At 72.4% G+C, this 25,449-nt stretch carries 23 protein-coding genes; 15 read left to right on the top strand and 8 right to left on the bottom strand.

Annotated features, from left to right (window positions below):
* Positions 1-60: 60 nt before the first annotated feature.
* Positions 61-498, bottom strand: coding sequence for a DUF3052 domain-containing protein (locus ABZ862_RS12700; protein ID WP_360956315.1), 438 nt, complete (start codon positions 496-498; stop codon positions 61-63).
* A gap of 483 nt (positions 499-981) precedes the next feature.
* Between ABZ862_RS12700 and aceE the strand changes: the two genes are divergently transcribed.
* Together aceE and ABZ862_RS12690 are read left to right on the top strand one after the other, a co-directional pair.
* A complete protein-coding gene (aceE, locus tag ABZ862_RS12695; RefSeq protein ID WP_360956313.1) occupies positions 982-3,729 on the top strand; it encodes a pyruvate dehydrogenase (acetyl-transferring), homodimeric type in 2,748 nt (915 codons plus the stop codon).
* Positions 3,730-3,839: 110 nt separating this feature from the next.
* Positions 3,840-4,601 carry a potassium channel family protein gene (locus ABZ862_RS12690; RefSeq protein WP_360956311.1) on the top strand — a complete coding sequence of 254 codons (762 nt, stop codon included), beginning with the start codon at positions 3,840-3,842 and terminating at the stop codon, positions 4,599-4,601.
* 131 nt (positions 4,602-4,732) lie between these two features.
* Here the strand turns inward: ABZ862_RS12690 and ABZ862_RS12685 are convergent, their stop codons facing one another.
* Both ABZ862_RS12685 and ABZ862_RS12680 read right to left on the bottom strand, forming a co-directional pair.
* The gene (locus tag ABZ862_RS12685; protein WP_360956309.1) at positions 4,733-5,077 is read right to left on the bottom strand and encodes a small hydrophobic protein; all 345 of its coding nucleotides are present in this window, start codon (positions 5,075-5,077) and stop codon (positions 4,733-4,735) included.
* A 291-nt stretch (positions 5,078-5,368) separates the two neighbouring features.
* Entirely contained in the window at positions 5,369-6,988 is a 1,620-nt protein-coding gene (locus tag ABZ862_RS12680; RefSeq protein ID WP_360956307.1) for an MFS transporter, read from the bottom strand.
* 126 nt (positions 6,989-7,114) lie between these two features.
* On the opposite strand from ABZ862_RS12680, the gene ABZ862_RS12675 reads away from it, so the two are divergent.
* The 3 genes from ABZ862_RS12675 to ABZ862_RS12665 all read left to right on the top strand — a co-directional run bounded on the left by ABZ862_RS12675 (position 7,115) and on the right by ABZ862_RS12665 (position 10,149).
* Positions 7,115-7,789 carry a TetR family transcriptional regulator gene (locus ABZ862_RS12675; protein ID WP_360956305.1) on the top strand — a complete coding sequence of 225 codons (675 nt, stop codon included), beginning with the start codon at positions 7,115-7,117 and terminating at the stop codon, positions 7,787-7,789.
* 151 nt (positions 7,790-7,940) lie between these two features.
* Positions 7,941-9,170 (top strand): alpha/beta hydrolase, encoded by a 1,230-nt coding sequence (locus tag ABZ862_RS12670; RefSeq protein WP_360956303.1) that lies wholly within the window; start codon positions 7,941-7,943, stop codon positions 9,168-9,170.
* 67 nt (positions 9,171-9,237) lie between these two features.
* On the top strand, positions 9,238-10,149 hold the full coding sequence (locus tag ABZ862_RS12665; RefSeq protein ID WP_360956301.1) for a DUF4429 domain-containing protein: 912 nt from the start codon (positions 9,238-9,240) through the stop codon (positions 10,147-10,149).
* Positions 10,150-10,196: 47 nt separating this feature from the next.
* On the opposite strand, the gene ABZ862_RS12660 is transcribed toward ABZ862_RS12665, so the two are convergent.
* Complete coding sequence (locus ABZ862_RS12660; RefSeq protein WP_360956664.1) at positions 10,197-10,697, bottom strand: MerR family transcriptional regulator; 501 nt, start codon at positions 10,695-10,697, stop codon at positions 10,197-10,199.
* A gap of 124 nt (positions 10,698-10,821) precedes the next feature.
* On the opposite strand from ABZ862_RS12660, the gene ABZ862_RS12655 reads away from it, so the two are divergent.
* On the top strand, positions 10,822-11,307 hold the full coding sequence (locus tag ABZ862_RS12655; protein ID WP_360956299.1) for a GNAT family N-acetyltransferase: 486 nt from the start codon (positions 10,822-10,824) through the stop codon (positions 11,305-11,307).
* An 18-nt stretch (positions 11,308-11,325) separates the two neighbouring features.
* Positions 11,326-12,153: a serine hydrolase domain-containing protein gene (locus tag ABZ862_RS12650; protein WP_360956297.1), complete on the top strand. Its 828-nt coding sequence runs from the start codon at positions 11,326-11,328 to the stop codon at positions 12,151-12,153.
* 29 nt (positions 12,154-12,182) lie between these two features.
* Here ABZ862_RS12650 and ABZ862_RS12645 read toward each other — a convergent pair whose 3' ends face one another.
* A complete protein-coding gene (locus tag ABZ862_RS12645) occupies positions 12,183-12,845 on the bottom strand; it encodes a pirin family protein (RefSeq protein ID WP_360956295.1) in 663 nt (220 codons plus the stop codon).
* A gap of 266 nt (positions 12,846-13,111) precedes the next feature.
* On the opposite strand from ABZ862_RS12645, the gene ABZ862_RS12640 reads away from it, so the two are divergent.
* From ABZ862_RS12640 to fabF, 5 genes are all read left to right on the top strand, one after another.
* Positions 13,112-14,314, top strand: coding sequence for a helix-turn-helix domain-containing protein (locus ABZ862_RS12640; protein WP_360956293.1), 1,203 nt, complete (start codon positions 13,112-13,114; stop codon positions 14,312-14,314).
* Between the two features lie 89 nt (positions 14,315-14,403).
* Positions 14,404-15,315 carry an ACP S-malonyltransferase gene (locus ABZ862_RS12635; RefSeq protein WP_360956291.1) on the top strand — a complete coding sequence of 304 codons (912 nt, stop codon included), beginning with the start codon at positions 14,404-14,406 and terminating at the stop codon, positions 15,313-15,315.
* Between the two features lie 24 nt (positions 15,316-15,339).
* Complete coding sequence (locus tag ABZ862_RS12630) at positions 15,340-16,341, top strand: ketoacyl-ACP synthase III (RefSeq protein ID WP_360956289.1); 1,002 nt, start codon at positions 15,340-15,342, stop codon at positions 16,339-16,341.
* Between the two features lie 80 nt (positions 16,342-16,421).
* Positions 16,422-16,670: an acyl carrier protein gene (locus ABZ862_RS12625; RefSeq protein ID WP_046425089.1), complete on the top strand. Its 249-nt coding sequence runs from the start codon at positions 16,422-16,424 to the stop codon at positions 16,668-16,670.
* Positions 16,671-16,852: 182 nt separating this feature from the next.
* On the top strand, positions 16,853-18,124 hold the full coding sequence (gene fabF, locus ABZ862_RS12620; protein WP_360956287.1) for a beta-ketoacyl-ACP synthase II: 1,272 nt from the start codon (positions 16,853-16,855) through the stop codon (positions 18,122-18,124).
* A 123-nt stretch (positions 18,125-18,247) separates the two neighbouring features.
* On the opposite strand, the gene ABZ862_RS12615 is transcribed toward fabF, so the two are convergent.
* A complete protein-coding gene (locus ABZ862_RS12615) occupies positions 18,248-18,742 on the bottom strand; it encodes a DUF3145 domain-containing protein (protein WP_360956285.1) in 495 nt (164 codons plus the stop codon).
* Positions 18,743-19,045: 303 nt separating this feature from the next.
* On the opposite strand from ABZ862_RS12615, the gene ABZ862_RS12610 reads away from it, so the two are divergent.
* Both ABZ862_RS12610 and ABZ862_RS12605 read left to right on the top strand, forming a co-directional pair.
* Positions 19,046-19,948 carry an SGNH/GDSL hydrolase family protein gene (locus ABZ862_RS12610; RefSeq protein WP_360956283.1) on the top strand — a complete coding sequence of 301 codons (903 nt, stop codon included), beginning with the start codon at positions 19,046-19,048 and terminating at the stop codon, positions 19,946-19,948.
* A gap of 29 nt (positions 19,949-19,977) precedes the next feature.
* Positions 19,978-20,955, top strand: coding sequence for an aldose epimerase family protein (locus ABZ862_RS12605; protein ID WP_360956281.1), 978 nt, complete (start codon positions 19,978-19,980; stop codon positions 20,953-20,955).
* A gap of 300 nt (positions 20,956-21,255) precedes the next feature.
* Here the strand turns inward: ABZ862_RS12605 and ABZ862_RS12600 are convergent, their stop codons facing one another.
* Positions 21,256-23,778 (bottom strand): glycoside hydrolase family 3 C-terminal domain-containing protein, encoded by a 2,523-nt coding sequence (locus ABZ862_RS12600; RefSeq protein WP_360956279.1) that lies wholly within the window; start codon positions 23,776-23,778, stop codon positions 21,256-21,258.
* Positions 23,779-23,897: 119 nt separating this feature from the next.
* Here ABZ862_RS12600 and ABZ862_RS12595 point away from each other — a divergent pair, with 119 nt between their 5' ends.
* The gene (locus ABZ862_RS12595; RefSeq protein WP_360956662.1) at positions 23,898-24,554 is read left to right on the top strand and encodes a TetR/AcrR family transcriptional regulator; all 657 of its coding nucleotides are present in this window, start codon (positions 23,898-23,900) and stop codon (positions 24,552-24,554) included.
* Here ABZ862_RS12595 and ABZ862_RS12590 read toward each other — a convergent pair.
* The gene (locus tag ABZ862_RS12590) at positions 24,539-25,378 is read right to left on the bottom strand and encodes an EI24 domain-containing protein (RefSeq protein ID WP_360956277.1); all 840 of its coding nucleotides are present in this window, start codon (positions 25,376-25,378) and stop codon (positions 24,539-24,541) included. The genes ABZ862_RS12595 and ABZ862_RS12590 overlap by 16 nt on opposite strands.
* Positions 25,379-25,449 lie beyond the last annotated feature (71 nt).

Here is a 25,449-nt window from a genome sequence, read left to right as displayed (position 1 = left end):
CGGGCGCACGACACCGGGCGGGCCGGGCCCGGGGCCCGGCCCGCCGGGGGCGTGCGGAGGCTACTTCCTGGACTTCGCCGCCTTGGGCGTGACCAGGCGGCTGCCGCTCCAGTCCTTGCCCACGCTGACGCTCTTGCTCGCCGACAGGCCCGCCGTCGTCGAGGCTTCCGAGATGTCGCTCGGCTCCACGTAGCCCGAACGCCCGGTCTTGGGCGTGAGCAGCAGGATCGCGCCGCCCTCCTCGATGTACGTGGTGGCGTCCACCAGCACATCCGTCAGGTCGCCGTCCTCATCGCGGAACCACAGCACCACGGCGTCGGCCACGTCGTCGTAGTCCTCGTCCACCAGATCGCTGCCGATGGTCTCCTCAATGGCCTCACGGAGCTCCTGGTCGGCGTCGTCGTCGTAGCCGATCTCCTGGACCACCTGCCCGGGCTGGAAACCCAGCCTGGCGGCAGGGTTGGTCCGCTCCTCCGCGTGGTCCGCGGTCGCGCTCACGGGTTGCCTCCTGATCATGTCTTGGTGAATGGCTCAGCCACGCGCGTGCGCGAAGCATTGGCCGTAGTCCACACGGGCGGGACGGATCGCGCAAGTACCCGGCCGTCCGGACCGTCGAAACGGTGACGATCCTGGCCGTGTCGCCGCAACTTACGGCACCGTATCGCGGTCCCGGGTGATGCACACCACACCCTTCTGCCCGGTTTGTACCTTAGGGAATCATCTCCGGGTCCGGAAGTCGAACCCTTTTCCGATCATGTCGGCGGCCGCGCGTATCGTTGCGTTTTGATCCGCCGCGCCCCGGAAGTGCCCTCGGCGCGACCCGCCGGACAGCCGCGCCGCCACCTCGGTTACCCCGCGGTAGAGATGACGCGGCGCGCCGTGAGGTACACGATGGGGAACGGTGCAGACACCTGCTGCGCAGGCCCTGCTGCGAGCAGCGGAGACAGTGACATAGCAGCCCTCTGACAGGTAAGGAACAGCGTGGCTTCCGCATCCGATCGCAACCCGATCATCATTGGCGGCCTCCCGAGTCAGGTTCCTGACTTCGACCCCGAGGAGACCCAGGAGTGGCTGGACTCCCTCGACGCCGCGGTCGACGAACGCGGCCGGGAGCGGGCCCGCTACCTCATGCTGCGGCTGATCGAACGGGCGCGTGCCCGGCGCGTCGCCGTCCCGGAGATGCGCAGCTCCGACTACGTCAACACCATCGCCACCAAGGACGAGCCGTTCTTCCCGGGCAACGAGGAGATCGAGCGCAGGATCCTCAACGCCACCCGGTGGAACGCGGCCGTGATGGTCTCCCGGGCCCAGCGCCCCGGCATCGGCGTCGGCGGTCACATCGCCACCTTCGCGTCCTCCGCCTCCCTCTACGACGTCGGCTTCAACCACTTCTTCCGCGGCAAGGACGAGGGCGACGGCGGCGACCAGGTCTTCTTCCAGGGCCACGCCTCCCCCGGCATCTACGCGCGCGCGTACCTGCTCGACCGGCTCTCCGAGGCGCAGCTCGACGGCTTCCGCCAGGAGAAGTCCAAGGCGCCGAACGCGCTGTCCAGCTACCCGCACCCGCGTTCCATGCCGGACTTCTGGGAGTTCCCGACGGTCTCCATGGGCCTCGGTCCGCTGGGCGCGATCTACCAGGCGCGGATGAACCGCTACATGGAGGCGCGCGGCATCGCCGACACGTCGAAGTCGCACGTGTGGGCGTTCCTCGGCGACGGTGAGATGGACGAGGTCGAGTCGCTCGGCCAGCTGACCATCGCGGCCCGCGAGAACCTGGACAACCTGACGTTCGTCGTCAACTGCAACCTCCAGCGCCTCGACGGCCCGGTGCGCGGCAACGGCAAGATCATCCAGGAGCTGGAGTCGGTCTTCCGCGGCGCCGGGTGGAACGTGATCAAGCTCATCTGGGACCGCAGCTGGGACCCGCTGCTCGCCCAGGACCGTGACGGCACCCTCGTCAACAGGATGAACACCACGCCGGACGGCCAGTACCAGACGTACGCCACCGAGTCGGGCGCGTACATCCGTGACCACTTCTTCGGCGACGACCACCGGCTGCGCGCGATGGTCGAGAACATGACCGACGACCAGATCCTGCACCTGGGGCGCGGCGGCCACGACCACAAGAAGATCTTCGCGGCGTTCTCGGCGGCCAAGGCGCACACCGGCCAGCCGACGGTGATCCTCGCCAAGACGATCAAGGGCTGGACCCTCGGCCCCAACTTCGAGGGCCGCAACGCGACGCACCAGATGAAGAAGCTGACCGTCGCCGACCTCAAGGGCTTCCGCGACCGGCTGCACCTGCCGATCTCCGACCAGCAGCTGGAGTCCGGCCTGCCGCCGTACTACCACCCGGGCCGGGACTCGGACGAGATCCAGTACATGCACGACCGCCGCAGGAGCCTCGGCGGCTACGTCCCGACGCGTGTCGTACGGCACAAGCCGCTCCAGCTGCCGGGCGACAAGACGTACGCGACGGTGAAGAAGGGCACGGGTCAGCAGTCCATCGCGACCACCATGGCCTTCGTCCGCATCCTCAAGGACCTGATGCGGGACAAGGAGCTGGGCAAGCGGTTCGTGCTGATCGCGCCGGACGAGTACCGCACCTTCGGCATGGACTCGTTCTTCCCGAGCGCGAAGATCTACAACCCGCTGGGCCAGCAGTACGAGTCGGTGGACCGTGAGCTGCTGCTCGCGTACAAGGAGTCCCCGACCGGCCAGATGCTGCACGACGGCATCTCGGAGGCGGGCTGCACGGCGTCGCTGATCGCGGCGGGCTCGGCCTACGCCACGCACGGCGAGCCGATGATCCCGGTGTACGTCTTCTACTCGATGTTCGGTTTCCAGCGCACGGGTGACCAGTTCTGGCAGATGGCCGACCAGATGGCACGCGGTTTCGTCCTGGGCGCGACCGCCGGCCGTACCACGCTGACCGGTGAGGGCCTCCAGCACGCGGACGGCCACTCGCAGCTGCTGGCGTCCACCAACCCGGCGTGCGTGGCCTACGACCCGGCGTACGGCTACGAGATCGCGCACATCGTCCAGGACGGCCTGCGCCGTATGTACGGCGCCTCGCCCGAGCACCCGCACGGCGAGGACGTCTTCTACTACCTCACCGTCTACAACGAGCCGATCCGGCACCCCGCCGAACCGGCCGACGTGGACGTCGAGGGCATCCTCAAGGGCGTCCACCGCATCAGCGCGGGCACGGCCGGGTCCGTCCCGGCGCAGATCATGGCGTCCGGTGTCGCGGTGCCGTGGGCCCTCGAGGCGCAGCGCGTCCTCGCCGAGGACTGGGGCGTACGGGCCGACGTGTGGTCGGCGACCTCCTGGAACGAGCTGCGCCGCGAGGCCGTGGCGTGCGAGCAGCACAACCTGCTGCACCCCGAGGAGGAGCAGCGGGTGCCGTGGGTGACCCGCAAGCTCAGCGGGGCCGAGGGGCCGTTCGTGGCGGTGTCCGACTGGATGCGGTCGGTGCCGGACCAGATCGCGCGGTGGGTGCCGGGCACGTACCAGTCCCTCGGCGCGGACGGTTTCGGCTTCGCCGACACCCGGGGCGCGGCGCGGCGGTTCTTCCACATCGACGCCGAGTCGATCGTGGTGGCCGTCCTCACGGAGCTGGCGCGCGAGGGGAAGGTGGACCGGTCGGTGCTGAAGCAGGCGATCGACCGCTACCGGCTGCTCGACGTGACGGCGGCGGACCCGGGGGCCGCGGGCGGCGACGCGTAAGGCGTACGACGGGTTCTGGACTGAGGTCCGAAGGGTGACTGAAGGGCGGCTGGGCCACGGCTCAGCCGCCCTTCAGCCGTCGTACGGCACGGCGTCCCTACGATGCGGTCATGAGGGACGGATCGGCGCCATCGGCACAGACACGTTGGGAACGACACACCGAACGGCCCCTGCTGGCCCTCGCCCTGGCCTTCGCCCTCGCCTACGCCGTACCGATCGTGGACAGTTCGGCGAGCGGGCGCCTGATACACCTGTGCACGGTCACCGAGTGGGTGGTGTGGGGCGCCTTCGCCGCGGACTACCTGGTGCGCCTGGCCCTCGCCGCGCGCCCCCGCGCGTTCGTGCGCACCCACTGGCTCGACCTGTGCGCCGTGGTCCTGCCGATCATCCAGCCGTTACGGCTGCTGCGGATGGTGGCGACCCTGCTGCTGGTGGGGCGGCGGGCCCGGATGGCACCCCGGATCCGTCTGACGACGTACGTGGTCGGCTCCGTGGTCGGCCTGCTGATGTTCGGCTCGCTGGCGGTGCTGTCCGTGGAACGGGACTCACCGGAGGGAAACATCCGCACGCTGGGGGACGCGGTGTGGTGGTCCTTCACGACGATGACGACGGTCGGCTACGGCGACCACGCCCCCACCACCGGCCTGGGCCGGATGATCGCGGTGGGCCTGATGCTGTCCGGCATCGCCCTGCTCGGCGTCGTCACGGCGAACATCGCCGCCTGGTTCATCGCCCGTTTCGAACGCGACGACGCGGAGGAACGCCGGCAGACACGCGCCCTGGAGACCCTGACGGAGGAGGTGCGCGCCCTGCGCACGGAGGTGTCGGCCCTCGCGGCCCGGGAGCGGGTCGGCGACGGGGAGCCTCGTTAGACGGCGGCGGGGCCGCCGGTGGGCGCCGGGGCACGGCGGGCGGCACGCGGCGGGGCACGGCGAAGCCCCGGGGCCGAAGCCACCGGGGCCGCCCGCAGGCTCTCGCGCCTGCCTGCCTTCTTGACGGAACCTCAGAACAACCCGCTGCCGGGAGTCGCCGTCCCCGCGAGCCACACGACGGCCAGCAGGGTGTCCATGGCACCCAGCACCACCGCGACCAGCGCGGAGAGTTGGCGGTCGCCGGACCAGGTCCGCCCCATCGCCAGCCGGCCGCAGACCACGGCCACCGGCCCGAGGACGATCCCCAGCACGAAGAAACCGGCGATGGCGCAGATGGTCCCGATGATTCCGAGCGTCGCACGATCCGGCCCTCCCCCAGCCTCGACCAGGCTCGCCCGGGGGGACCCCCACCAGGACCTGGTCCGGCCACGTGAACGGGGGTACCCTCGCGTTCCCTGCCCGAATCCCGCCATCATCAACTCCCTGCCTCACATGGACTGTTCGGGTTCGAACACCGGGTACCCCGGTTCCCCACGAACAGACACCCGGCTCCGGGCGGGCGAGGCCGTCCGGGTGGGGCGGGCCTGGCCGGGCCGCACTTCCGAGCTCCGGCCACGGCCAACTCCCCCAGGGGCGCGGGGAACTGCGCGACCGGCCCCCACGCCCCGCGGACGAAGAACCACCCCGAGCCCCGCAGGGACACCGCACAGGTGCGAGAAAGGGGCCGGTGGGTCCCCACCATCCACCGCCGGCCCCGCCGAGGGGACCTAGATGTGCCCCACCCCCGCGCCCGCCTCCGCGTTGGCGCCCCGCTTGGTCAGCAGCGCCACGAACACCGCCACCGCCGCGACCCCCGCGGCGACCAGCGAGGCGAGGCTCATCCCGGAGATGAACGTGTCGTGCGCGACGGAGGAGATCTTCGCGGCGATCTCCGCGGGCGTGCCCGGGGCGACCGGAGCGGCCCCCGTCTGCACCGCCTGCGACGCGGCGGCCTCCTGCACGGGCGTCAGCGGGGGCAGCCCCGCCTTCGCCCAGTTGCCGGCCAGGGCGTGGTCGACCTTGGACGCCATCACCGCACCCAGCACGGCGGTGCCCAGGCTGCCGCCGATCTGCATGGCCGCCTGCTGGAGGCCGCCGGCGACGCCGGACAGCTCCATGGGCGCGTTGCCCACGATGACCTCCGTCGCGCCGACCATCACCGGCGCGAGCCCGAAGCCCAGCAGGGCGAACCACAGGGACATCACCGCGCTGCCCGTGTCCGCCTTGAGCGTGGACATGCCGTACATGGCGATCGCCGTGGCGGCCATGCCGCCCGCGAGCGGGATGCGCGGACCGAGCTTGGTGATCGCCACGCCGGCGATCGGCGAGCCGACGATCATCATGCCGGTGAGCGGCAGCAGGTGCGTGCCCGCGTCGACGGGGCTCATGCCGTGCACGTTCTGGAGGTAGAAGGTGACGAAGAACAGCCCGCCCATGAAGGCGATCGCCATCAGCACCATCAGCACGACACCGGCGGACAGCGGCACCGAGCGGAACAGCGCGAGCGGGATCAGCGGCTCCTTGACCCGGGTCTCCCAGAAGGAGAAGAGGGCGAACCCGAGGGCGGACGCGCCGATGAACAGCCACGTCTTGCCGTCGCCCCAGCCCCAGCTCGGGGCCTTGATCAGCGCCCACACCAGGCAGAACATCGCACCGGAGAGCAGCCCGATGCCCAGCAGGTCGAAGGAGCGCGGCGCGTTCTGAGCGCGGTGGTCGAGCAGGATCAGCAGGCCCAGCAGCAGCGCCAGCGCGCCGACCGGCACGTTGATGAAGAACACCGACTGCCAGCTGACGTGCTGGACGAGCAGCCCGCCGAGGATCGGGCCGCCCGCGGTGGACGCGCCGATGACCATGCCCCAGATGCCGATGGCCATGTTGAGCCGCTCGGCGGGGAAGGTGGCCCGCAGCAGGCCGAGCGCGGCCGGCATCAGCAGCGCGCCGAACAGGCCCTGGAACACCCGGAAGGTGACCACGAAGGCGATGCTGTGCGACAGCCCGATGGCCCCGGAGGCGGCGGCGAAGCCGGTGACGCCGATGAGGAAGGTCTGGCGGTGCCCGAAGCGGTCACCGAGCTTGCCCGCGGTGATCAGCGACACCGCGAGGGCGAGGAAGTAGGCGTTGGTTATCCACTGGACGTCGGCGAAGGTCGCACCGAGGTCCGTGGCGATGGCAGGGTTGGCGATGGCCACGATGGTGCCGTCGAGGGCGACCATCATGACCCCGACCGCGACAGTGACGAGCGTGAACCAGGGATGCCCGCGCAGTCCCTGGGGCGCCGGCCGGTCCGCGAGCGTGCCCGCCGCCTTGCCCCCCGACCCCGTCGTGTCGATGGTGGTCTGACTAGTCATGTGTTCGAGGCTAGCGTCAGCCTCTGACAGTTGACACGCGGGTTCACTAGTCGGTAACTGTCATGTCACTCCCGCCGCACTTGAACTGGGAAAACGGCACGGCGGACGAAGAAGAGAGCCCACCCGATGAACACGGCGCCCACGGCCCCCGCGGCCCCCTCGGTTTCTCCCGCTCCCCCGGAGTCGCTGCGCGAGCGCAAGAAGCGCCGCACCCGGGACGCGCTGCTGCGGGCCGCGCTGGAACTGTTCACCACCCAGGGCTACGAGCACACCACCGTCGACGAGATCGCCGAGGCCGTCGAGGTCTCCCCGCGCACCTTCTTCCGCTACTTCGGCGGCAAGGAGGACGCCGCCTTCGCCGCCCAGGACATCGCCGAGGCGCACTTCGTCGACGCGGTCCGCGCCCGCCCGCCCCACGAGGCGCCGATGGAGGCGCTGCGCCGGGCCGTCCTGGAGGGCTGGGACACGATGAGCGAGTCCGTCGCGGCGGCCGTGCCCGTGGAGCTGTACGTGCGGATGTACCGGGTGATCGAGTCGACGCCGGTCCTGCTCGCCGCCCATCTGCGCCGGTCCTCCGACACCGAGGAGACCCTGGCCCGGCTGCTGGCCGCCCGCGAGGGCGTGGACGTGGACCGCGACCCGAGGCCCCGGCTCGCGGTCGCCGTGTTCGGCGGGGTGATCAGAGTCACAGAGCGGCGGTGGAGCACGGGCGCCGACTTCAGCCTCGCGGCGATCCGCGAGCTGACCGCGTCGTACCTCGATCAGGTGGGATCCGCCCTGACCGGCCACTGGAAGCCGTGACGAACAGGCGAGGTCAATGGGGCCAATGGGCCCTCTGGGGACACTTGGAGGCGATATACGTCACCGTGAGGGCAACGTCACTCGGCCCCAAACGTGATACGCGCCACACGGTTAACGCGAGGCTCTCCCGTTCTCCTACTGTGTCCTTCCAGTGACTTCCTTCGATACCTCCCCGCAACTGAGCGTCTGGCGCGCACTGCTCGCGCTGGGCGTGGTGTTCGTCATGCTGGCGACCACCGGCTGGACGGCGCTCCACAGCCGCCGGGAGACAACCCCGCTTGCCGCCTCCCGCGCCGCATGGGAGCACGGCCGCTTGCACGGGCATGCCCTGCCCGACCCGACGGCCACCTCCGCCGCCCGGCTGACCCGCTTCTTCGCGGCACTCACCGCGCCGGAGCAGACCCGCCTCGCCCACCGCTATCCGCTCGCGGTCGGCAACATGAACGGCGCCCCCGTCACCCTGCGCTATGCCGCGAACCGCATCGCGCTGGGCCAGGCCCGCACGGTGGAGCTCGGCCGGATGCACGACAGCAGGCTCTCGCCCGCGGGGCAGTACGAGGCGGGCCGCCGTATGCACCGCTTCGGCGACCTCATGGCGAAGGGCCGCCACATCCTCGCCTTCGACCCGGAGGGTCCGGGCCGGGTGGCCGAGGTCTTCGGCGACCTCGACCGGGCGCGGCGGATCTCGGTGGTCGTCCCCGGCGTGGACACCGACCTGCTGACCTTCCAGCGCACCAACCGCCGCTGGTCGGCCCCGGTCGGCATGGCGCAGGCCCTGTACGCGGCCGAGCGGTCCGTGGCCCCCGCCTCCCGGACCGCCGTGATCGCCTGGGCCGACTACACCGCGCCCAGCGGCATCGGTATGGAGGCGGCGACCGGAGTGCGTGCCGCCGAGGGCTCCCTGCGTCTGAACGCGCTGCTGGCGGCGCTGCCCGGCCGCTCGGACGTCGGCCTGTTCTGCCACAGCTACGGCTCGGTGGTGTGCGGGGTCGCCGCCCACCATCTGCCGGGCCGGGTCACGGACATCGCGGTGGCCGGCAGCCCCGGGATGCGCGCGTCGAAGGCGTCCGGCCTCGGCACCCGCGCCCAGGTGTGGGCGATGCGGGACCGCACGGACTGGATCCAGGACGTGCCGTACCTGGAGGTCGGCGGCCTCGGTCACGGCGCCGACCCGGTCTCCCGGGCGTTCGGGGCGCGCGTGATGTCGGCACTGGACGCGCAGGGCCACGCCGGCTACTTCGTGCCCGGCACGGACAGCCTGCGCAACTTCGCCGAGATCGGGGTTGGCGCATACGGTTCGGTGCGCTGCGCGGGCAGCCCCGGGGACAACGACACGTGCCGGGCGGACCTGCCCGGCACCACGACAGCCGGACGCGCGTAGAGACAGCAGGAACTGCGGTGCGCGCGGGGAGGGGACGAAAGAGCGCGTGCCGCATACGATGAGCCGCATGGGTGACGTACTGGCCGGATTTCATGCTGCCTGGGAGTTCGGGTCCGATTCCTTGCTCATCCGCTACGAACGGGGGATCCGCACCCCCAAGCTCTTCCAGGCGCTGGGCGAACGCCGGATCCCCCTGAAGGCCCTCCAGGGTGTCACCCTCGCCCCCGGCAGACGCGGCACCGTCGTCCTGCGCGCCGAGCCCCGCCCCGGGGCCGACCCCCTGATGGACGCGGCCGACGGCCAGCTGAAGGAGGGCTCCGACCCCTACCGCCTGGTCCTGTCCGCCGAGCACGAGACCCTCGCCGGGCGGTACGCCGACGAACTGCGCGCCCTGCTCACCGACCCGGGCCCCGCCGACCGCCACCTGGTGGCACCGCCGGACGCGCCGCGCCGGTTCAAGGCGTACGACGCGAAGGCGTCCTTCGACGGCAGGGCGGTGTCGTTCCGCTGGTTCCGGACGGGCGCGTCCTCGGCGAAGTGGAAGGCGGGCGACCAGACCTTCAGGATCGCCGACCTCACCGGGGTGGAGTGGCGCTCGCCGGAGCTCTTCGAGGGCCATCTGCGGCTGCTCCACCGGGACGGCGGGAACGCCGGTGCGGGCGGGCCCGGTGGTTCCGGCGGTGTGGGCGGATCCGCCGTGGGGCCGGACCAGGACCCGGCCGCCGTCGTCTTCGGCCTCGGCTACGGCCCGGTGCACGAGTCGCTGCCGTTCGCGGCGGCCGTCCTGGCGGCCGTACGGTCCTCGGGAGCCCCGGCGACGGCCGCCACGGCGCCCGCCGTCCACGCGACCCGCACGGCCCGCCGTGACCCGGCCGACATCGCGGAGCGCATCCGCCATCTCGGCGAACTGCACGAGGCCGGCCTGGTCACGGACGAGGAGTTCGCGCTGAAGAAGGCGGAGCTGCTGGCGGAGCTCTGACGCCGCGACCGGGGCGGACAGCCGGGGCGGACGAGGCCGGACGGAGGTCAGCCGGGGCTCTTGACGCGCTCGGCCTCGTAGGCGGTCGCCCGTCCGGCGTCGGCGTAGAAGGTGATCTTCCGGTCGAGCACGGCGAGGGTGTCGCGGAGTTCGTCGATCCGGGCCAGCACGTCCCGCCGGGTCGACTCCAGCAGCTCGTACCGCTCGCCGTAGGTGCTCTCCCCCTCGCGCACCAGCTCCGCGTAGCGCACCATGTCCGCGACCGGCATCCCGGTCAGCCGGAGCATGCCGACGAGGTCGAGCCAGTCGAGGTCGCGGTTGGTGTAGCGGCGCTGCCCGGTGTGGGAGCGGTCCACATGGGCCATCAGCCCGATCCGCTCGTACCAGCGCAGGGTGTGCGCGCTGAGCCCGGTGAAGGCGACGACTTCGCTGATCGTGTAGCTGTCCTCGCCCTCCGGGCGCGGGTGGCGCCGGGGCGGGCTGGAGCAGGTGTCGGCCGGTCCGGCTTCCTCGGTGGTCACTGCCGTGGTAACTGCCGTGGTCTGCATCACCGTCATGGACCAACGCTATGACCTTCGAGCGCACTCCAGGCAAGCGGAACCGGTGACCCCGGTCGGAAATCCGCACGACGCACGCGGATGCGGATCGCCGGCGTGCCCCCGTATGAGCCACATGCCTCTCCAGCCTCTCCCGCCCCACGCCCGCCGCGCCGTGCCGGCGGACGCCGCCGAGGTGCTGCGCCTGCGCCAGGTCATGATCGACGCGCTGTTCGACGCGGACACGTCCACGGACTGGCACCGGGAGTCCCTGCCCACCCTGCGCGCCCGGCTGGCGGCGGACGACGGCTTCGCGGCCTTCGTGGTCGACCACCCGGACCGCCCGGGCGCACTGGCCGCGCTGGTGGCGGGCACGGTCGAATACCGCATCGGCCGCGCCACGAACCCGCACGGCACCACCGGCACCGTCTTCTCGGTGGCCACGGACCCGGAGACCCGCCGCAGAGGCTGTGCGCGGGCCTGCATGACGGTGCTCCTGGACTGGTTCCGCGAGCAGGGCGCCCAGCGCGTCCAGCTCACCTCCTCGGCGGCGGGCAGCTCCCTCTACGCAGGCCTGGGCTTCCGCCCCAAGCCGTACCCCCTGCTGGAGCTGCACCTGTGACGGCATAGGCTCGGCCGCATGCCCCTGCAGAGCCTCGCCCTGATCGAGAACTGGCCGGTCCCCACCGCGGCGGCGGGAGTCGTACGGGCCGACGGCACCGTCCTCGGCACCCACGGCCCGGCCGGTCACCGCTTCCCGCTCGCCTCGGTCACCAAGCCGCTCACGGCGTACGCCGCGCTGGTCGCGTACGAGGAGGGGGCGATCGATCTCGACGAACCGGCGGGCCCGCCCGGCGCCACCGTCCGCCATCTGCTGGCCCACACCTCGGGCCTGGCCTTCGACGAACACCGCGTGACGTCGGCCCCCGGTGAACGCCGCCTGTACTCCAACGCCGGTTTCGAGCAGCTGGGCGACCACATCGCGAAGGCGGCGGACATCCCGTTCCCGGAGTACGTGCGCCAGGCGGTCCTGGCCCCCCTGGGCATGACGGCGACGACCCTGGACGGCTCCCCGGCGAAGGACGGGATCTCGACGGTCACCGACCTCCTGCGCTTCGCGGCCGAGCTCCAGCAGCCCCGCCTCCTGGACCCCCGCACGGTCGCCGAGGCGATGACGGTCCAGTACCCCGGCACCAAGGGCGTCCTGCCGGGCTACGGCCATCAGAACCCCAACGACTGGGGCCTCGGCTTCGAGATCCGCGACCGCAAGTCCCCCCACTGGACGGGCGCCGGCTCCTCCCCCCGCACCTTCGGCCACTTCGGCCAGTCGGGCACGTTCCTGTGGATCGACCCGGTGGCGGGGCTGGCCTGCACGGCCCTCACGGACCGCGCCTTCGGCCCCTGGGCGGTCGAGGCCTGGCCCCCCTTCACCGACGCGGTCCTGACAGCGGCCCGCCAGGCCCGCTAGCGGGCGCCGCGACCGGAAAGGCTCACCGCTCAGCGGGCCGCCATCTCCCAGATCAGGAGTTCCGCCGTGCCGTCGGCTCCCGTCGCCGTCAGGTGTTCCGGGTTCGTCAGGCGGGCCGCGTCGCCCGGGGCGAGGAGGACGGTGTCCAGGCGGACCTCGCCGCGGACCACGTGGACGTAGACGTACGGCGCGTCGGGGACCGCCGTCCGCTCGCCCTCCGTCAGGCGGCGGACGTGGAGCATCGCGGCCGCCCCGGGGACGGCGTACGGGGTGGCGTCGGCGATGCCCCGGACGATCTCGTAGGAGGGGTCGCCGCCGGGACGCAGCGGGGCCAGCCACATCTGGACGAAGGTCAGCGGGGTCGTGGCGTCGTTGCGTTCCACGTGCCGTACGCCCGCCGCCGAGCTGAGGCGCTGGACGTCGCCGGGGCGGACCACGGTCGCACGGCCCGTGGAGTCGCGGTGGGTCAGCTCGCCCTCGACGACCCATGTGACGATCTCCGTGTGGCTGTGCGGGTGCTCGTCGAAGCCTGCGCCGGGGGCCAGGCGCTCCTCGTTGCAGGCGATCAGGGCGCCGAAGCGGAGGTTGCCGGGGTCGTAGTGGGGGCCGAAGGAGAAGGCGTGGCGGGAGTCGATCCCGGCCGGGCCGTCTCCGCCGTGATAACGGTCACTCGCTCGCCATACCTCCGTCACGTCCCCCACGGTAGCCCGGGGTCGCGGCGCCGGTTCCGTCCGCTCCCCCGGCGGCGACGGCGCCCCCGTCAACCCGCCGCACCCGCCCGTCAACTCCCGAGGAGCCGTGGAGCGCGACGGCGCCGGGGACCCGGGCGCGCGGAGGCACGACGTGCCGGGGACGGTCGTGCCCCGGGCACCGGCGTCCGGCGCCCGGCGGCGGCCGAGCGGTACGGACTCCCCGCCCCGTGGCTCGGCGCCCCCGGGGGATGAGGCAGGCTTGTCCCGTGCCCGAACCCGAGACCAGTGCCGCCCGCCCCGCCGCGCCCGCCCACTCCCACCCCGCCACGCTCAAGCGGCTGGAGAAGTCCTCCGGGCGTCTCGCCGCGCAGGCCATCGCGCGGATGGACGAGACCCTGTCGTGGTACCGGGCGATGCCTCCGGAGAACCGGTCCTGGATCGGGCTGGTCGCGCAGGCGGGCATCGCCGCGTTCACCGAGTGGTTCCGGCACCCGGACGCGCCCCAGGCCATCTCGACGGACGTGTTCGGGACGGCGCCCCGGGAGCTGACACGGGCGATCACACTGCGGCAGACCGTGGAGATGGTGCGGACCACCATCGAGGTGATGGAGAGCGCGATCGACGAGGTCGCCGCACCCGGCGACGAGAACGTGCTGCGGGAGGCGCTGCTGGTCTACGCACGGGAGATCGCCTTCGCCACCGCGCAGGTCTACGCGCAGGCCGCCGAGGCACGCGGTGCCTGGGACGCGCGACTGGAGTCGCTCGTGGTGAACGCCGTGCTGAGCGGGGAGGCCGACGAGGGGGCCGTCAGCCGGGCCGCCGCACTGGGATGGAACGCTCCCGAACATGTGTGCGTGGTGCTGGGCACGGCACCCGAGGGCGACTCGGAGCTGACGGTCGAGGCGATCCGGCGCGCGGCGCGGCACGCCAAGCTACAGGTGCTGACCGGGGTGCTCGGGGACCGGCTCGTCGTCATCGCGGGCGGCAGCGACAATCCGCTGGCGGTGGCGAAGTCGCTGATCGGCCCGTTCGCGGCGGGGCCGGTGGTCGCCGGGTCCGTGGTGCCGGACCTGCTCGCCGCCACGCGGTCCGCGCAGGCCGCCGCGGCCGGGCTGAAGGCGTGCTCCGCCTGGCAGGACGCGCCGCGGCCGGTGCTGGCCGACGATGTGCTGCCGGAGCGCGCGATCGCCGGAGACCCCACCGCACGCGAGCAGTTGGTGGAGGAGATCTACAGACCGCTCGAAGAGGCGGGGTCGGCTCTGCTGGAGACGCTGAGCGTGTATCTCGAGCAGGCGAGCAGTCTGGAGGGTGCCGCGCGGATGCTCTTCGTGCACCCGAACACCGTGCGCTACCGGCTCCGACGTGTGACTGACGTCACCGGCTGGTCGCCGTCGGATGTACGCTCCGCGTTCACGCTGCGGATCGCGCTGATCCTGGGGCGTCTGGCCGAGGGCGATCTCCCGTCGTAGTTTTTTGTGGGGGGTCCACAATTCCCCCGGTGGTTCTTCGTCTTTGTCCCCACGGGCGGCTCCGCCCGTCCTCAAGAGAGAGTGTGAGGGTGCTCGTACTCGTCGCTCCCGGCCAGGGCGCACAGACGCCCGGCTTCCTGACTCCATGGCTCGACCTCCCCGGTGCCGCCGATCGTGTCGCGGCCTGGTCGGAGGCCATCGGGCTCGACCTCGTCCACTACGGTACCGAGGCCGACGCGGACGCCATCCGTGACACCGCGGTGGCGCAGCCGCTGCTGGTCGCGGCCGGTCTGCTGTCCGCCGCGGCACTGGGTGACATCGCGCCCGGCGCGGTGGCGGGGCACAGCGTCGGTGAGATCACCGCCGCGGTGTTCGCCGGTGTCCTCGACGACCGGTCCGCCCTCGGTCTGGTCCGCAGGCGCGGGCTCGCCATGGCCGAGGCCGCCGCCGTCACCGGGACCGGGATGTCGGCGCTGCTCGGCGGCGACCCGGAGACCTCCGTGGCGCACCTGGAGAAGCTGGGCCTGACCCCGGCCAACGTGAACGGCGCGGGTCAGATCGTGGCCGCCGGCACGCTGGAGCAACTGGCCGCGCTCGCCGAGGACAAGCCGGAGGGCGTGCGCAAGGTCGTGGCGCTGAAGGTGGCCGGTGCGTTCCACACGCACCACATGGCTCCCGCCGTGAAGGCGCTCGCCGAGGCCGCGCAGGAGATCTCGCCCGCCGACCCGGCGGTGACGTACGTCTCCAACAAGGACGGCCGTCCCGTCGCGACCGGCGCGGAGGTGCTGGAGCGGCTGGTGGGCCAGGTCGCCAACCCGGTCCGCTGGGACCTGTGCATGGAGACGTTCACGTCGCTCGGGGTCACCGCGCTGGTCGAGGTGTGCCCCGGAGGTACGCTCACCGGGCTGGCCAAGCGTGCGCTGCCCGGCGTGAAGACGCTGGCCCTGAAGACCCCCGACGACCTCGACGCCGCGCGTGAGCTCATCTCCGAGCACTCCTGACGTCCCCTAAGGAGCCGACCGATCATGTCGAAGATCAAGCCCAGCAAGGGCGCCCCGTACGCACGCATCCTCGGTGTGGGCGGATACCGTCCGACCCGGGTCGTGCCGAACGAGGTGATCCTCGAGACGATCGACTCGTCCGACGAGTGGATCCGCTCCCGCTCCGGCATCGAGACCCGGCACTGGGCGAACGACGAGGAGACCGTCGCCGCGATGTCGGTCGAGGCGTCCGGCAAGGCGATCGCCGACGCCGGGATCACCGCCGCGCAGATCGGCGCCGTGGTCGTCTCCACCGTCTCGCACTTCAAGCAGACCCCGGCCGTCGCGACCGAGATCGCCGACAAGCTGGGCACGGACAGGGCCGCCGCCTTCGACATCTCCGCCGGGTGCGCCGGGTTCGGGTACGGACTGACGCTCGCCAAGGGCATGATCGTGGAGGGCTCGGCGGAGTACGTGCTCGTCATCGGCGTCGAGCGGCTCTCCGACCTCACCGACCTGGAGGACCGGGCCACCGCGTTCCTCTTCGGCGACGGGGCCGGCGCGGTCGTGGTGGGCCCGGCGGCCGAGCCGGGCATCGGCCCGACGGTCTGGGGCTCCGAGGGCGACAAGTCCGAGACCATCAAGCAGACCGTGCCGTGGACGGACTACCGCGACGGTACGGTCGCCAAGTTCCCCGCGATCACGCAGGAGGGCCAGGCGGTCTTCCGCTGGGCCGTGTTCGAGATGGCGAAGGTCGCCCAGCAGGCGCTGGACGCGGCCGGGATCACCGCGGACGACCTGGACGTCTTCATCCCGCACCAGGCCAACGAGCGGATCATCGACTCGATGGTGAAGACACTGAAGCTGCCGGAGCACGTGACCGTCGCCCGTGACGTGCGCACCACCGGCAACACCTCGGCCGCCTCGATCCCGCTCGCGATGGAGCGGCTCCTGGCGACCGGCGAGGCGAAGAGCGGCGACACCGCGCTCGTCATCGGATTCGGGGCGGGTCTCGTGTACGCCGCGACGGTCGTTACCCTCCCCTAGGCACTCCGTGCCGGATCATGCGTCCGGTACGGGCCCGGCACTACCGCCACACCCTCTGAAAACCAAGAAGGAGCGCCAAGATGGCCGCCACTCAGGAAGAGATCGTCGAAGGTCTCGCGGAGATCGTCAACGAGATCGCCGGCATCCCGGTCGAGGACGTCCAGCTGGACAAGTCCTTCACCGACGACCTGGACGTCGACTCGCTGTCCATGGTCGAGGTCGTCGTCGCCGCCGAGGAGCGCTTCGACGTGAAGATCCCGGACGAGGACGTCAAGAACCTCAAGACCGTCGGCGACGCGACCGACTACATCCTCAAGCACCAGGCCTGAGCCGCGCTCGGGCCGGTGCCGTCCGCCCGGGCGCTGCCCGGGAGGAACGCCCGGGTCCCGCCCGGGGGAACATCCGGGTCCCATCCGGATGAACGCCCGGGTCACGCCCCTGTGGAAGGCCCGGCCCCGCCACCCGGCGGTGGCGCCGCTGAATCCTCGTATCCGTTGGAGAAAGAATTCCCGTGAGCCCGACCAATCGCACCGTGGTCGTCACCGGTATCGGCGCAACCACACCGCTGGGTGGCGACGCAGCCTCTACCTGGGAGGGTCTGCTCGCCGGCAAGTCCGGTGTCAAGCCCCTGGAGCAGGACTGGGCCGCCGAGCAGGCGGTCCGCATCGCGGCGCCGGTCGCCGTGGAGCCGACGGAGGTCATCCCCCGGCCCCAGGCCCGCCGGCTGGACCGTTCGGCGCAGTTCGCGCTGATCGCGGCCAAGGAGGCGTGGGCCGACGCCGGTTTCACCGCCAAGGCCGGTGAGGACGGCCAGGTCGACCCGGACCGGCTCGGCACCGTCATCGCGTCCGGCATCGGTGGTGTGACCACCCTGCTGGACCAGTACGACGTGCTGCGGGAGAAGGGCGTACGCCGGGTCTCCCCGCACACCGTCCCCATGCTCATGCCGAACGGGCCGGCCGCCAACGTGGGTCTGCTCGTGGGCGCCCGCGCCGGCGTGCACACCCCCGTCTCCGCCTGCGCGTCGGGCGCCGAGGCGATCGGCTACGCCGTCGAGATGATCCGCACCGGCCGCGCCGACGTGGTCGTCGCGGGCGGCACCGAGGCGGCGATCCACCCGCTGCCCATCGCCGCCTTCGGCAACATGATGGCGATGTCCAAGAACAACGACGACCCGCAGGGCGCCTCCCGCCCCTACGACACCGCCCGGGACGGCTTCGTCCTCGGCGAGGGCGCCGGCGTGCTGGTCCTGGAGTCCGCGGAGCACGCCGCCAAGCGCGGCGCCCGCGTCTACGCGGAGGCGGTCGGCCAGGGCATCTCCGCCGACGGCCACGACATCGTGCAGCCGGAGCCGGAGGGCCGCGGCATCGCCCACGCCCTGCAGAACCTGCTGGAGTCCACCGACCTGGACCCGAAGGAGATCGTGCACGTCAACGCGCACGCCACCTCCACCCCGGCCGGTGACGTGGCGGAGCTGAAGGCGCTGCGCAAGGTCTTCGGCGACGAGACGGACCACTTCGCGGTCTCCGCGACCAAGTCGATGACCGGCCATCTGCTCGGCGGCGCGGGCGGCGTGGAGTCGGTCGCGACCGTCCTCGCGCTGTACCACCGGCTCGCCCCGCCGACCATCAACGTCGACAACCTCGACCCCGAGGCCGAGGCGGCCGCCGACGTCGTCCGCGGCGAGGCCAGGAAGCTGCCCGTCGAGGGCCGTATCGCCGCGCTGAACGACTCGTTCGGCTTCGGCGGCCACAACGTCGTCCTCGCCTTCCGCACGGTCTGAGAGACGGCGTCAGGCGCCACACGGCACGAGGAGAGGGCCCCACCGGCCGGTGGGGCCCTCTCCTCGTGCGTACCCGTGTCCGTTCCCTGCGGGCCCCGCGGCGTCGTACCCGGGTACCCGGCCTCACACCACCTGGTGCAGCCAGCGCACCGGGGCGCCCTCGCCCGCGTAGCGGAACGGCTCCAGTTCGTCGTCCCACGGTTTGCCCAGCAGCTTGGCGACCTCGGCCTCCAGGTCGGTCTCACCGTGCAGGGAGCGGGTGAGCGCCGCGCGCAGCCGGTCCTCGGGGATGAGGATGTCGCCGTGGATGCCGGTGACGGCGTGGAAGATGCCGAGGTCCGGGGTGCAGCTGTAGCGCTCGCCCTCGGCGCCGGCGCAGGGCTCGGCGGTCACCTCGAAGCGCAGCATGTGCCAGCCGCGCAGCGCGGACGCCAGCTTGGAGGCGGTACCGGCCTGGCCCTGCCAGGAGAACTCGGCGCGCCAGGTGCCGGGCGCGGCGGGCTGCCGGATCCAGTCCAGGCTGACGCGGGTGCCCAGCACCCCCGCGACGGCCCACTCGACGTGCGGGCACATCGCACGGGGCGCGGAGTGCACGTACAGGACTCCACGTGTCGTCACCGGGGACCTCCGGGCTGAGCGGGACGTGATGCTGGCGGACGGACTGGCGGTGGCGGTCACCGGGTTTCCGGATGCCGCGTCGATGGCGAGGCTACCGTGCGACGGCGCGCGGAGTGTGACGTACCGTCGGTCCGGGTACCCATAAGCGCCTCCTATTCACCCGTGGGGACGCCTGAGTGCCTCCCGTTCACCCGGGAGGACGCTTGTGCCCGGTGTGAGCCGCGGCACTGCCGGCGGCGGGAACCCTGAGGCGCTGTCATGGGTTGGACACCGTGAGGGCGTTGACGAGGGACGGACGAGAGCATGGGCAGTGGACGCCGGCGCCGCCGCGCGCGGACCGTCAGCGCCGTCCTGCTCGCGGGACTCCTCGGCGTGGCGGGCTGCTCGCCGGGCCACGGCACCCCGGACGCGGCGCGGACGGCCGCGAAGAAGGCGAAGCCCTCCCCGGCGCCCGTGTGGGACCGCAGCCCGTCGTCGGTGGCGGCGGTCGGTGACTCCATCACCCGCGGTTTCGACGCGTGCACGGTGCTGTCGGACTGCCCGGAGGTGTCCTGGGCCACGGGCGGCTCACCGGACGTCGACAGCCTGGCGGTGCGGCTGCTGGGGACGGCCGGCGCGGCGTCGCACAGCTGGAACTACGCGGTGACCGGATCCCGGATGGCCGACCTGCCCGGCCAGATGAGGCGCGCGGCGGTACGGCACCCGCAGCTGGTGACGGTGATGATGGGCGCGAACGACGCCTGCCGCGCCAGCACCTCGGCGATGACCCCGGTGGCCGACTTCCGCGCCGCGTTCCGGGAGGCGCTGGCGGCGCTGCACAAGGCGCTGCCGAAGACACAGGTGTACGTGGCGAGCGTGCCGAACCTGAAGCGGCTGTGGTCGCAGGGGCGCGGCAATCCGCTGGGCAGGCAGATCTGGAAGCTCGGCATCTGCCCTTCCATGCTGGCCGACGCCGACGACCTGGCCGCGGGGGCGACGCTGCGGCGGCAGCGGGTGGAGGCCCGGGTGGAGGCGTACAACGCGGTGCTGAAGGACGTGTGCGCCAAGACGGAACGGTGCCGCTTCGACGGTGGAGCGGTGTTCGACTACCGCTTCGGGACGCGCCAGCTGAGCGCCTGGGACTGGTTCCACCCCAGCAAGGACGGCCAGGCCCGGCTGGCCGAGATCGCCTACCGGGCGGTCACGGCGCGGCGACCGGTGGCCTAGACCTCTAGTCACGGCCTAGGGTTTCCCTCATGAGCGAACTTTTCGGCACACTTTCCGACGGGACTCCGGTGCACCGCTGGACGCTGGAGGGCGGTGGCGTGCGGGTGCGCGTCCTGTCGTACGGCGGCATCGTGCAGTCGGTCGAGGTCCCGGACCGGGACGGGCGCCCGGCGGACGTGGTGCTGGGCTTCGCGGACCTGGAGGGCTACGTCACCCACCCGGAGCCGTACCTCGGCGCGCTGGTCGGCCGCTACGCCAACCGGATCGGCGGGGCCCGTTTCCCGCTCGACGACGCGGTCTACGCCCTGGAGCCCAACGACGGCGCGAACTCCCTGCACGGCGGCTCCCGCGGCTTCGACAAGCGCGTGTGGGAGGTCGCCCGGACGGAGCGGGGCGTGCGGCTCAGCCGGGTCAGCGAGTACGGCGAGGAGGGCTTCCCCGGCCGCCTGGAGGTGTCGGCGACGTACACCCTGGACGACGCGGGCGCGCTGCGCATCTCCTACGAGGCCGTCACCGACGCGCCGACCGTGATCAACCTGACGAACCACGGGTACTACAACCTGGCCGGGTCCGGTTCGGGAAGCGCGGCGGGCCACGAACTCCGGGTCGCGGCCTCCCGGTTCACCGCGGTGGACGACCAGCTGATCCCGACGGGTGTGCTGGAGGACGTCGCGGGGACCCGGTTCGACTTCCGGGCCGGGCGTGAGGTGGGCTCCGGCTACGACCACAACTTCGTGCTGGACAAGGGCGTCACGCCCACCGCGGAGGAGATCGCCGAGCTGCACGACCCGGCGTCCGGGCGGGTCATGACGGTGTCCACGACCGAGCCCGGCATCCAGGTCTACACCGCCGACCACCTCGGCAAGCCGTTCTCCCCCGGGGACGGCGTCGCCCTGGAGACCCAGCACTTCCCGGACTCCCCGAACCACCCGCAGTTCCCGAGCACGGTCCTGCGACCGGGCGGGGTGTACCGGTCGGAGACGGTGTACGCGTTCTCGACCCGCTGACGCTCCGCCCGGGGGCGTTGACGCTCCGCTCGGGGGCGGAGCGTTCGGACTTCGCCGCATGCGGGGCGTTCAGCCTCCGCCGGGGGCGGGCTGCTCGAACTCCGCCAGGGCGGAACGCCGACACTCCGCCGGGCGCGGGAGGCCGTCGGGGCGGGCAGGCGCGAGGTGGCGGGCAGGGAGACGGTGGGCCCCGGTCCGGGGTCAGGTACCGGACCGGGGCTGTCCGTGGTGCCGGGGCCGGCTGCCGGTGTCCGGGGACGCCCGGAGGACCGCAGGCGCCCGGTCGGGCCGGCCGCCGTGTCAGACGCTGACCGTCGCGGTGATCCGGAGGTCCGTGATCGACCTGCCCGCGTGGACGCTGTACGAACCCTCCACGAGGGTCCACGCGTCGGCGTCCTCGTCCCAGATCTCGAAGGCGCGGCGCGGCAGTTCGACGGTGACGTCGACGCTCTCCCCCGGTGCCGCCTCGGCGCCCGCGAATCCCGCCAGCCAGCGCGCCGGGCGGCCGGCGTCCGCCTCGTCCGGCGCGAGATAGACCTGGACGACCTCCCGCCCGGCCCGGTCACCGGAGTTGGTGACGCGGACGGTCACGGTGGTGCCCTCGACGGTCACCGAGTCATAGGTCCAGTCGGTGTAGCCGAGCCCGTGCCCGAAGGTGTAGGCGGGCCTGCGGCCCTCCTTCTCCCAGGCCCGGTAGCCGATGAACACACCCTCGCCGTAGCGCAGTTCTCCGTCGACCGGGACGACCTGGCTGACCGGTGCCTCGGCCAGCGGGCCCCAGGTGGTGGTGAGCCGGCCGCCCGGTTCACGGTCCCCGGTGAGCACGTCGGCGAGGGCGGCGCCGCCCTCCTGGCCGGGGAACCAGGTCAGCAGTACGGCCGCGACCTCCTCCCGCCACGGAAGCTCCACCGGAGAACCGGAGTTGACGACCACGACGGTGTTCGGGTTGGCGGCGGCGACGGCGCGCACCAGGTCGTCCTGACGGCCGGGCAGACGCAGATCGGTGCGGTCGAAGCCCTCGGACTCGACGCGGTCGGTGGTGGCGACGACGACCACGGCGGTGTCGGCGGCACGCGCCGCCTCGGCGGCCTCCGCGATCAGACGGTCCGCGTCCCGCCGCGGCGGCTGGTGGGCGATGGCGAAGATGACGTTCCGCCAGGGCAGCCCGGGGTCGTACGCCACCTTGTAGGTGAGGGAGACGTCCACCGGCTCACCGGCGGTGAGTTCGGCCTCGGCGCGGGCGACGGGGGCGCCGAAGAAGGCGGAGAAGGGGTCGTCGGCGTCGGCGGGCTGGACGTCGTCGTAGCGGACGGTGCCGCCGACGGCGAGGGTGAAGGCGCCGGTGCCGCGGGTGCCGAAGGTGTGGACGCCGCTCTCGCGCGGGGTGTAGGTGCCGGTGAGCTCGACGCTGTGCAGCGTCTCGTGGGTGACGCCGTCGGGCAGGTCGGCGCCCATCCACTGGATCTGCCCGCCGGGCGCGGTACCGGTGCCGATGACCGCGCCGGAGACGTCCCGGCAGACCGCGCGCAGCTCGAACTCCTTCTCGCCGAGGTTGAGTTCGGTGTTGGGGTCGGCACCGAGGGTGTAGGTCAGGGTGCCCTCGGGGAGGGCGGCGGTGAGGCCCTCCAGCGGGGAGACGGTGCGCGCCGGGAAGACGGTGGCGGAGCCGCCGCCGAGGACACGGGCGTCGCGTGCGGCGGCGCCGATCAGGGCGACGGTGCCGCCGGGGCGCAGCGGGAGCGCGGCACGCTCGTTGCGGACCAGGACGAAGGAGCGGTGGGCGATCTCCCGGGCGAGGGCGACTCCGTCGACCGGCGCGGGCGGCGTGGTGACCACCGGCTCGGCGCCCGCCAGGGCCCCGACGCGGGCGGCGAGGCGCAGGACGCGGCGTACGGCCTCGTCGACGGCCGCCTCGTCGACCTCGCCGTCCCGTACGGCCTGCGCGAGGGCGGCGCCGTAGACGGTGTCCGGGCCGGGCATGGCGACGTCGAGACCGCCCTCGACGGCGGCGGCGGTCGCGCGGGCGGCCGACCAGTCGGAGACGTTGAAGCCGTCGAAGCCCCACTCGCCGCGCAGGACGTCCTCGACGAGGCGGCGGTGCTCGGTCATCGTGGTGCCGTTGACGGAGTTGTAGGCCGTCATGACGCCCCACGGGCGGGCGTCGCCGACGATGGCCTCGAAGGGCGCCAGGTACAGCTCGCGCAGGGCGCGTTCGCCGACCAGGTTGTCCACGGTGAAGCGGTCGGTCTCGGCGTCGTTGGCGACGAAGTGCTTGACGGTGGTGCCGACGCCGCCCGACTGCACACCGGCCACGTATCCGGTGCCGATCCGGCCGGTGAGGTACGGGTCCTCGCTGTACGCCTCGAAGTGCCGTCCGCCGAGCGGGGATCGGTGGAGGTTGACGGTCGGCGCGAGCAGCACGTGCACGCCCTTGCGGCGGGCCTCCTGGGCGAGCAGCACACCGGCGCGGTGGGCGAGTTCCGGGTCCCACGTGGCGGCGAGGGCGGTCGGGGACGGCAGGGCGACGGACGGGTCGTCGGACGTCCAGCGCACCCCGCGCACGCCGATCGGGCCGTCCGACATCACGAGGGAGGCCAGTCCGATCTCCGGGAGGGCGGGCAGGGACCACATGTCCTGGCCGGCCAGCAGGCGGGCCTTGTCGTCGAGGCCGAGCCTGCCGAGGGCCTCCTCCACGGCCGCCTCCCGCGCCCGGTCGGCGGCGGTGGCGGCGCCGTCTGCCGCCGCGGTGGCGGTGGCCGTAGCGGCGGTGGCGGTGGCGGTCTTGTCCGTGGTGGCTGCGGCTGTCTCCCGGGTTCCCGGCATGGCGGGACCTCCTCATCGAGTCCGTGCGGGCTGCTGGCTCCTATCGTGCAACGGTTACCTGGTGAACGGTAGGTTTCGTTATCCCGCCGTGATCCTACTGGCGGGTCGCTGCGGTGGGGGTGCCTTACGGTGAGGGGGTGAACGGCAGGGTGAGGAGCGAGGAGCGGCGCGCCGAGATCGTGCGGGCGGCGCTGGAGGTGATCGCGGAGCGCGGTTACCGGGGGGCCAGTCTGGCCGCGGTCGCGGAGCGGGTGGGGCTCACCCAGCAGGGGCTGATGCACCACTTCCCGACCAAGGACGCCCTGCTGGTCGCCGTCCTCGACGAGCGCGACAAGTGGGACGCCGTCCCGGACTCACCGTGGCGACTCGACCTGCTGGCCGCGCTGGTGGAGTACAACGCGATGCGTCCCGGCATCGTCCAGACCTTCTCGGCGCTGCTGGGCGAGAGCGTCACCGAGGACCATCCGGCGCGCGCGTTCTTCACCGAGCGCTACGAACGGGTGCGGGAGACCATGGCGGAGACCCTGCGCGCCGAGTACGGCGACCGCCTCCCGGGCGGCCTCACCCCGGAACGGACGGCTCCGCTGCTGGTCGCGGTGATGGACGGACTCCAGTACCAGTGGCTGCTGGACCCGCGCGGGACGGACATGGCGGGGGCGTTCCGGGACTTCCTGGTGCTGCTGGGCGAGAGCGGGGGAAGCGTGCAGGGGGAAGAGGGCGCGGAGGGCGCCGAGGGCGGTACGGAGGGGGAAGAGGGCGGTCACCGGGTGATCTGAGCGTCCCGCCGGGCCTCGTCGCCGCCGTCCCGGTTCTCGCCGTCCTCCGGGTTCCCCGGGTCCTGGTCGTCGTCGGTGATCTCCTCGCCCAGGAGGTCGCGGGCCAGCAGCGTGGCGCCGGCGACCGCGCCCGGCATCAGGAACACCGCCACGAACGGCACCAGGAAGGCCAGCCCCAGCGGCGTGCCGAAGCCCCACACCAGCATCCTGCGGGAGCGCAGCAGGCCCAGCCGGGCGCGGAGTTCGACATCACGGCGCTGGAGGGCGACCGCGGCCAGTTCCTCGGTGAGGAAGAAGCCGGTGACGAAGAACCCGATCACGGGGACGACGGTCTGCCCGACGAACGGCAGGAACCCGAGGGCGAACAGCAGCAGCCCCCACACCAGTGCCCGCATCAGGATCCGCAGGCTGTCACGGGCCGACACCCACAGCTCGCGCCAGAGCGGCAGCCCGGACTCCGGAGCGGTGCCGTCGGGCGACACGTCACGGTCGACGCTCTCCGAGAGGCTGTCGTAGAACGGCTGGCCGATCAGCAGGGTGACCGCGGTGAAGGTCAGGACGGCCAGCAGCAGCCCCAGGGCGAACAGCACCACGGTCAGGAACCCGCGGAACAGCCCCTGCCACGGGCTCGACCAGTCGTCGGCGAACGGCGTGGCCCAGCCGACGAGGTCCGGGCCCCAGAGCGCGAGCGACACCAGGGCCACCCCGTACAGGACCAGGGTGATCAGCCCCGGGAGCAGCCCGAAGCCGTACCGCCCGCCGTGCCGGGCCACCCACCGCTGGCCCTTGAGGAGATAACCGAAACCCGTGGCTAGATCACGCATGAGGCAACTGTAGTTGGGGCCGGGCGGCGGCGGACGGCTCGCGGGGTCCGGGCAGTTCACGTGCCCGCTTG

The sequence above is a fragment of the Streptomyces sp. NPDC047000 genome (assembly GCF_040644295.1).
Lineage (GTDB): Bacteria > Actinomycetota > Actinomycetes > Streptomycetales > Streptomycetaceae > Streptomyces.
The sequence above is the reverse complement of the archived record's forward strand: the minus strand, read 5'-3'. Positions and strand labels throughout refer to the sequence as shown.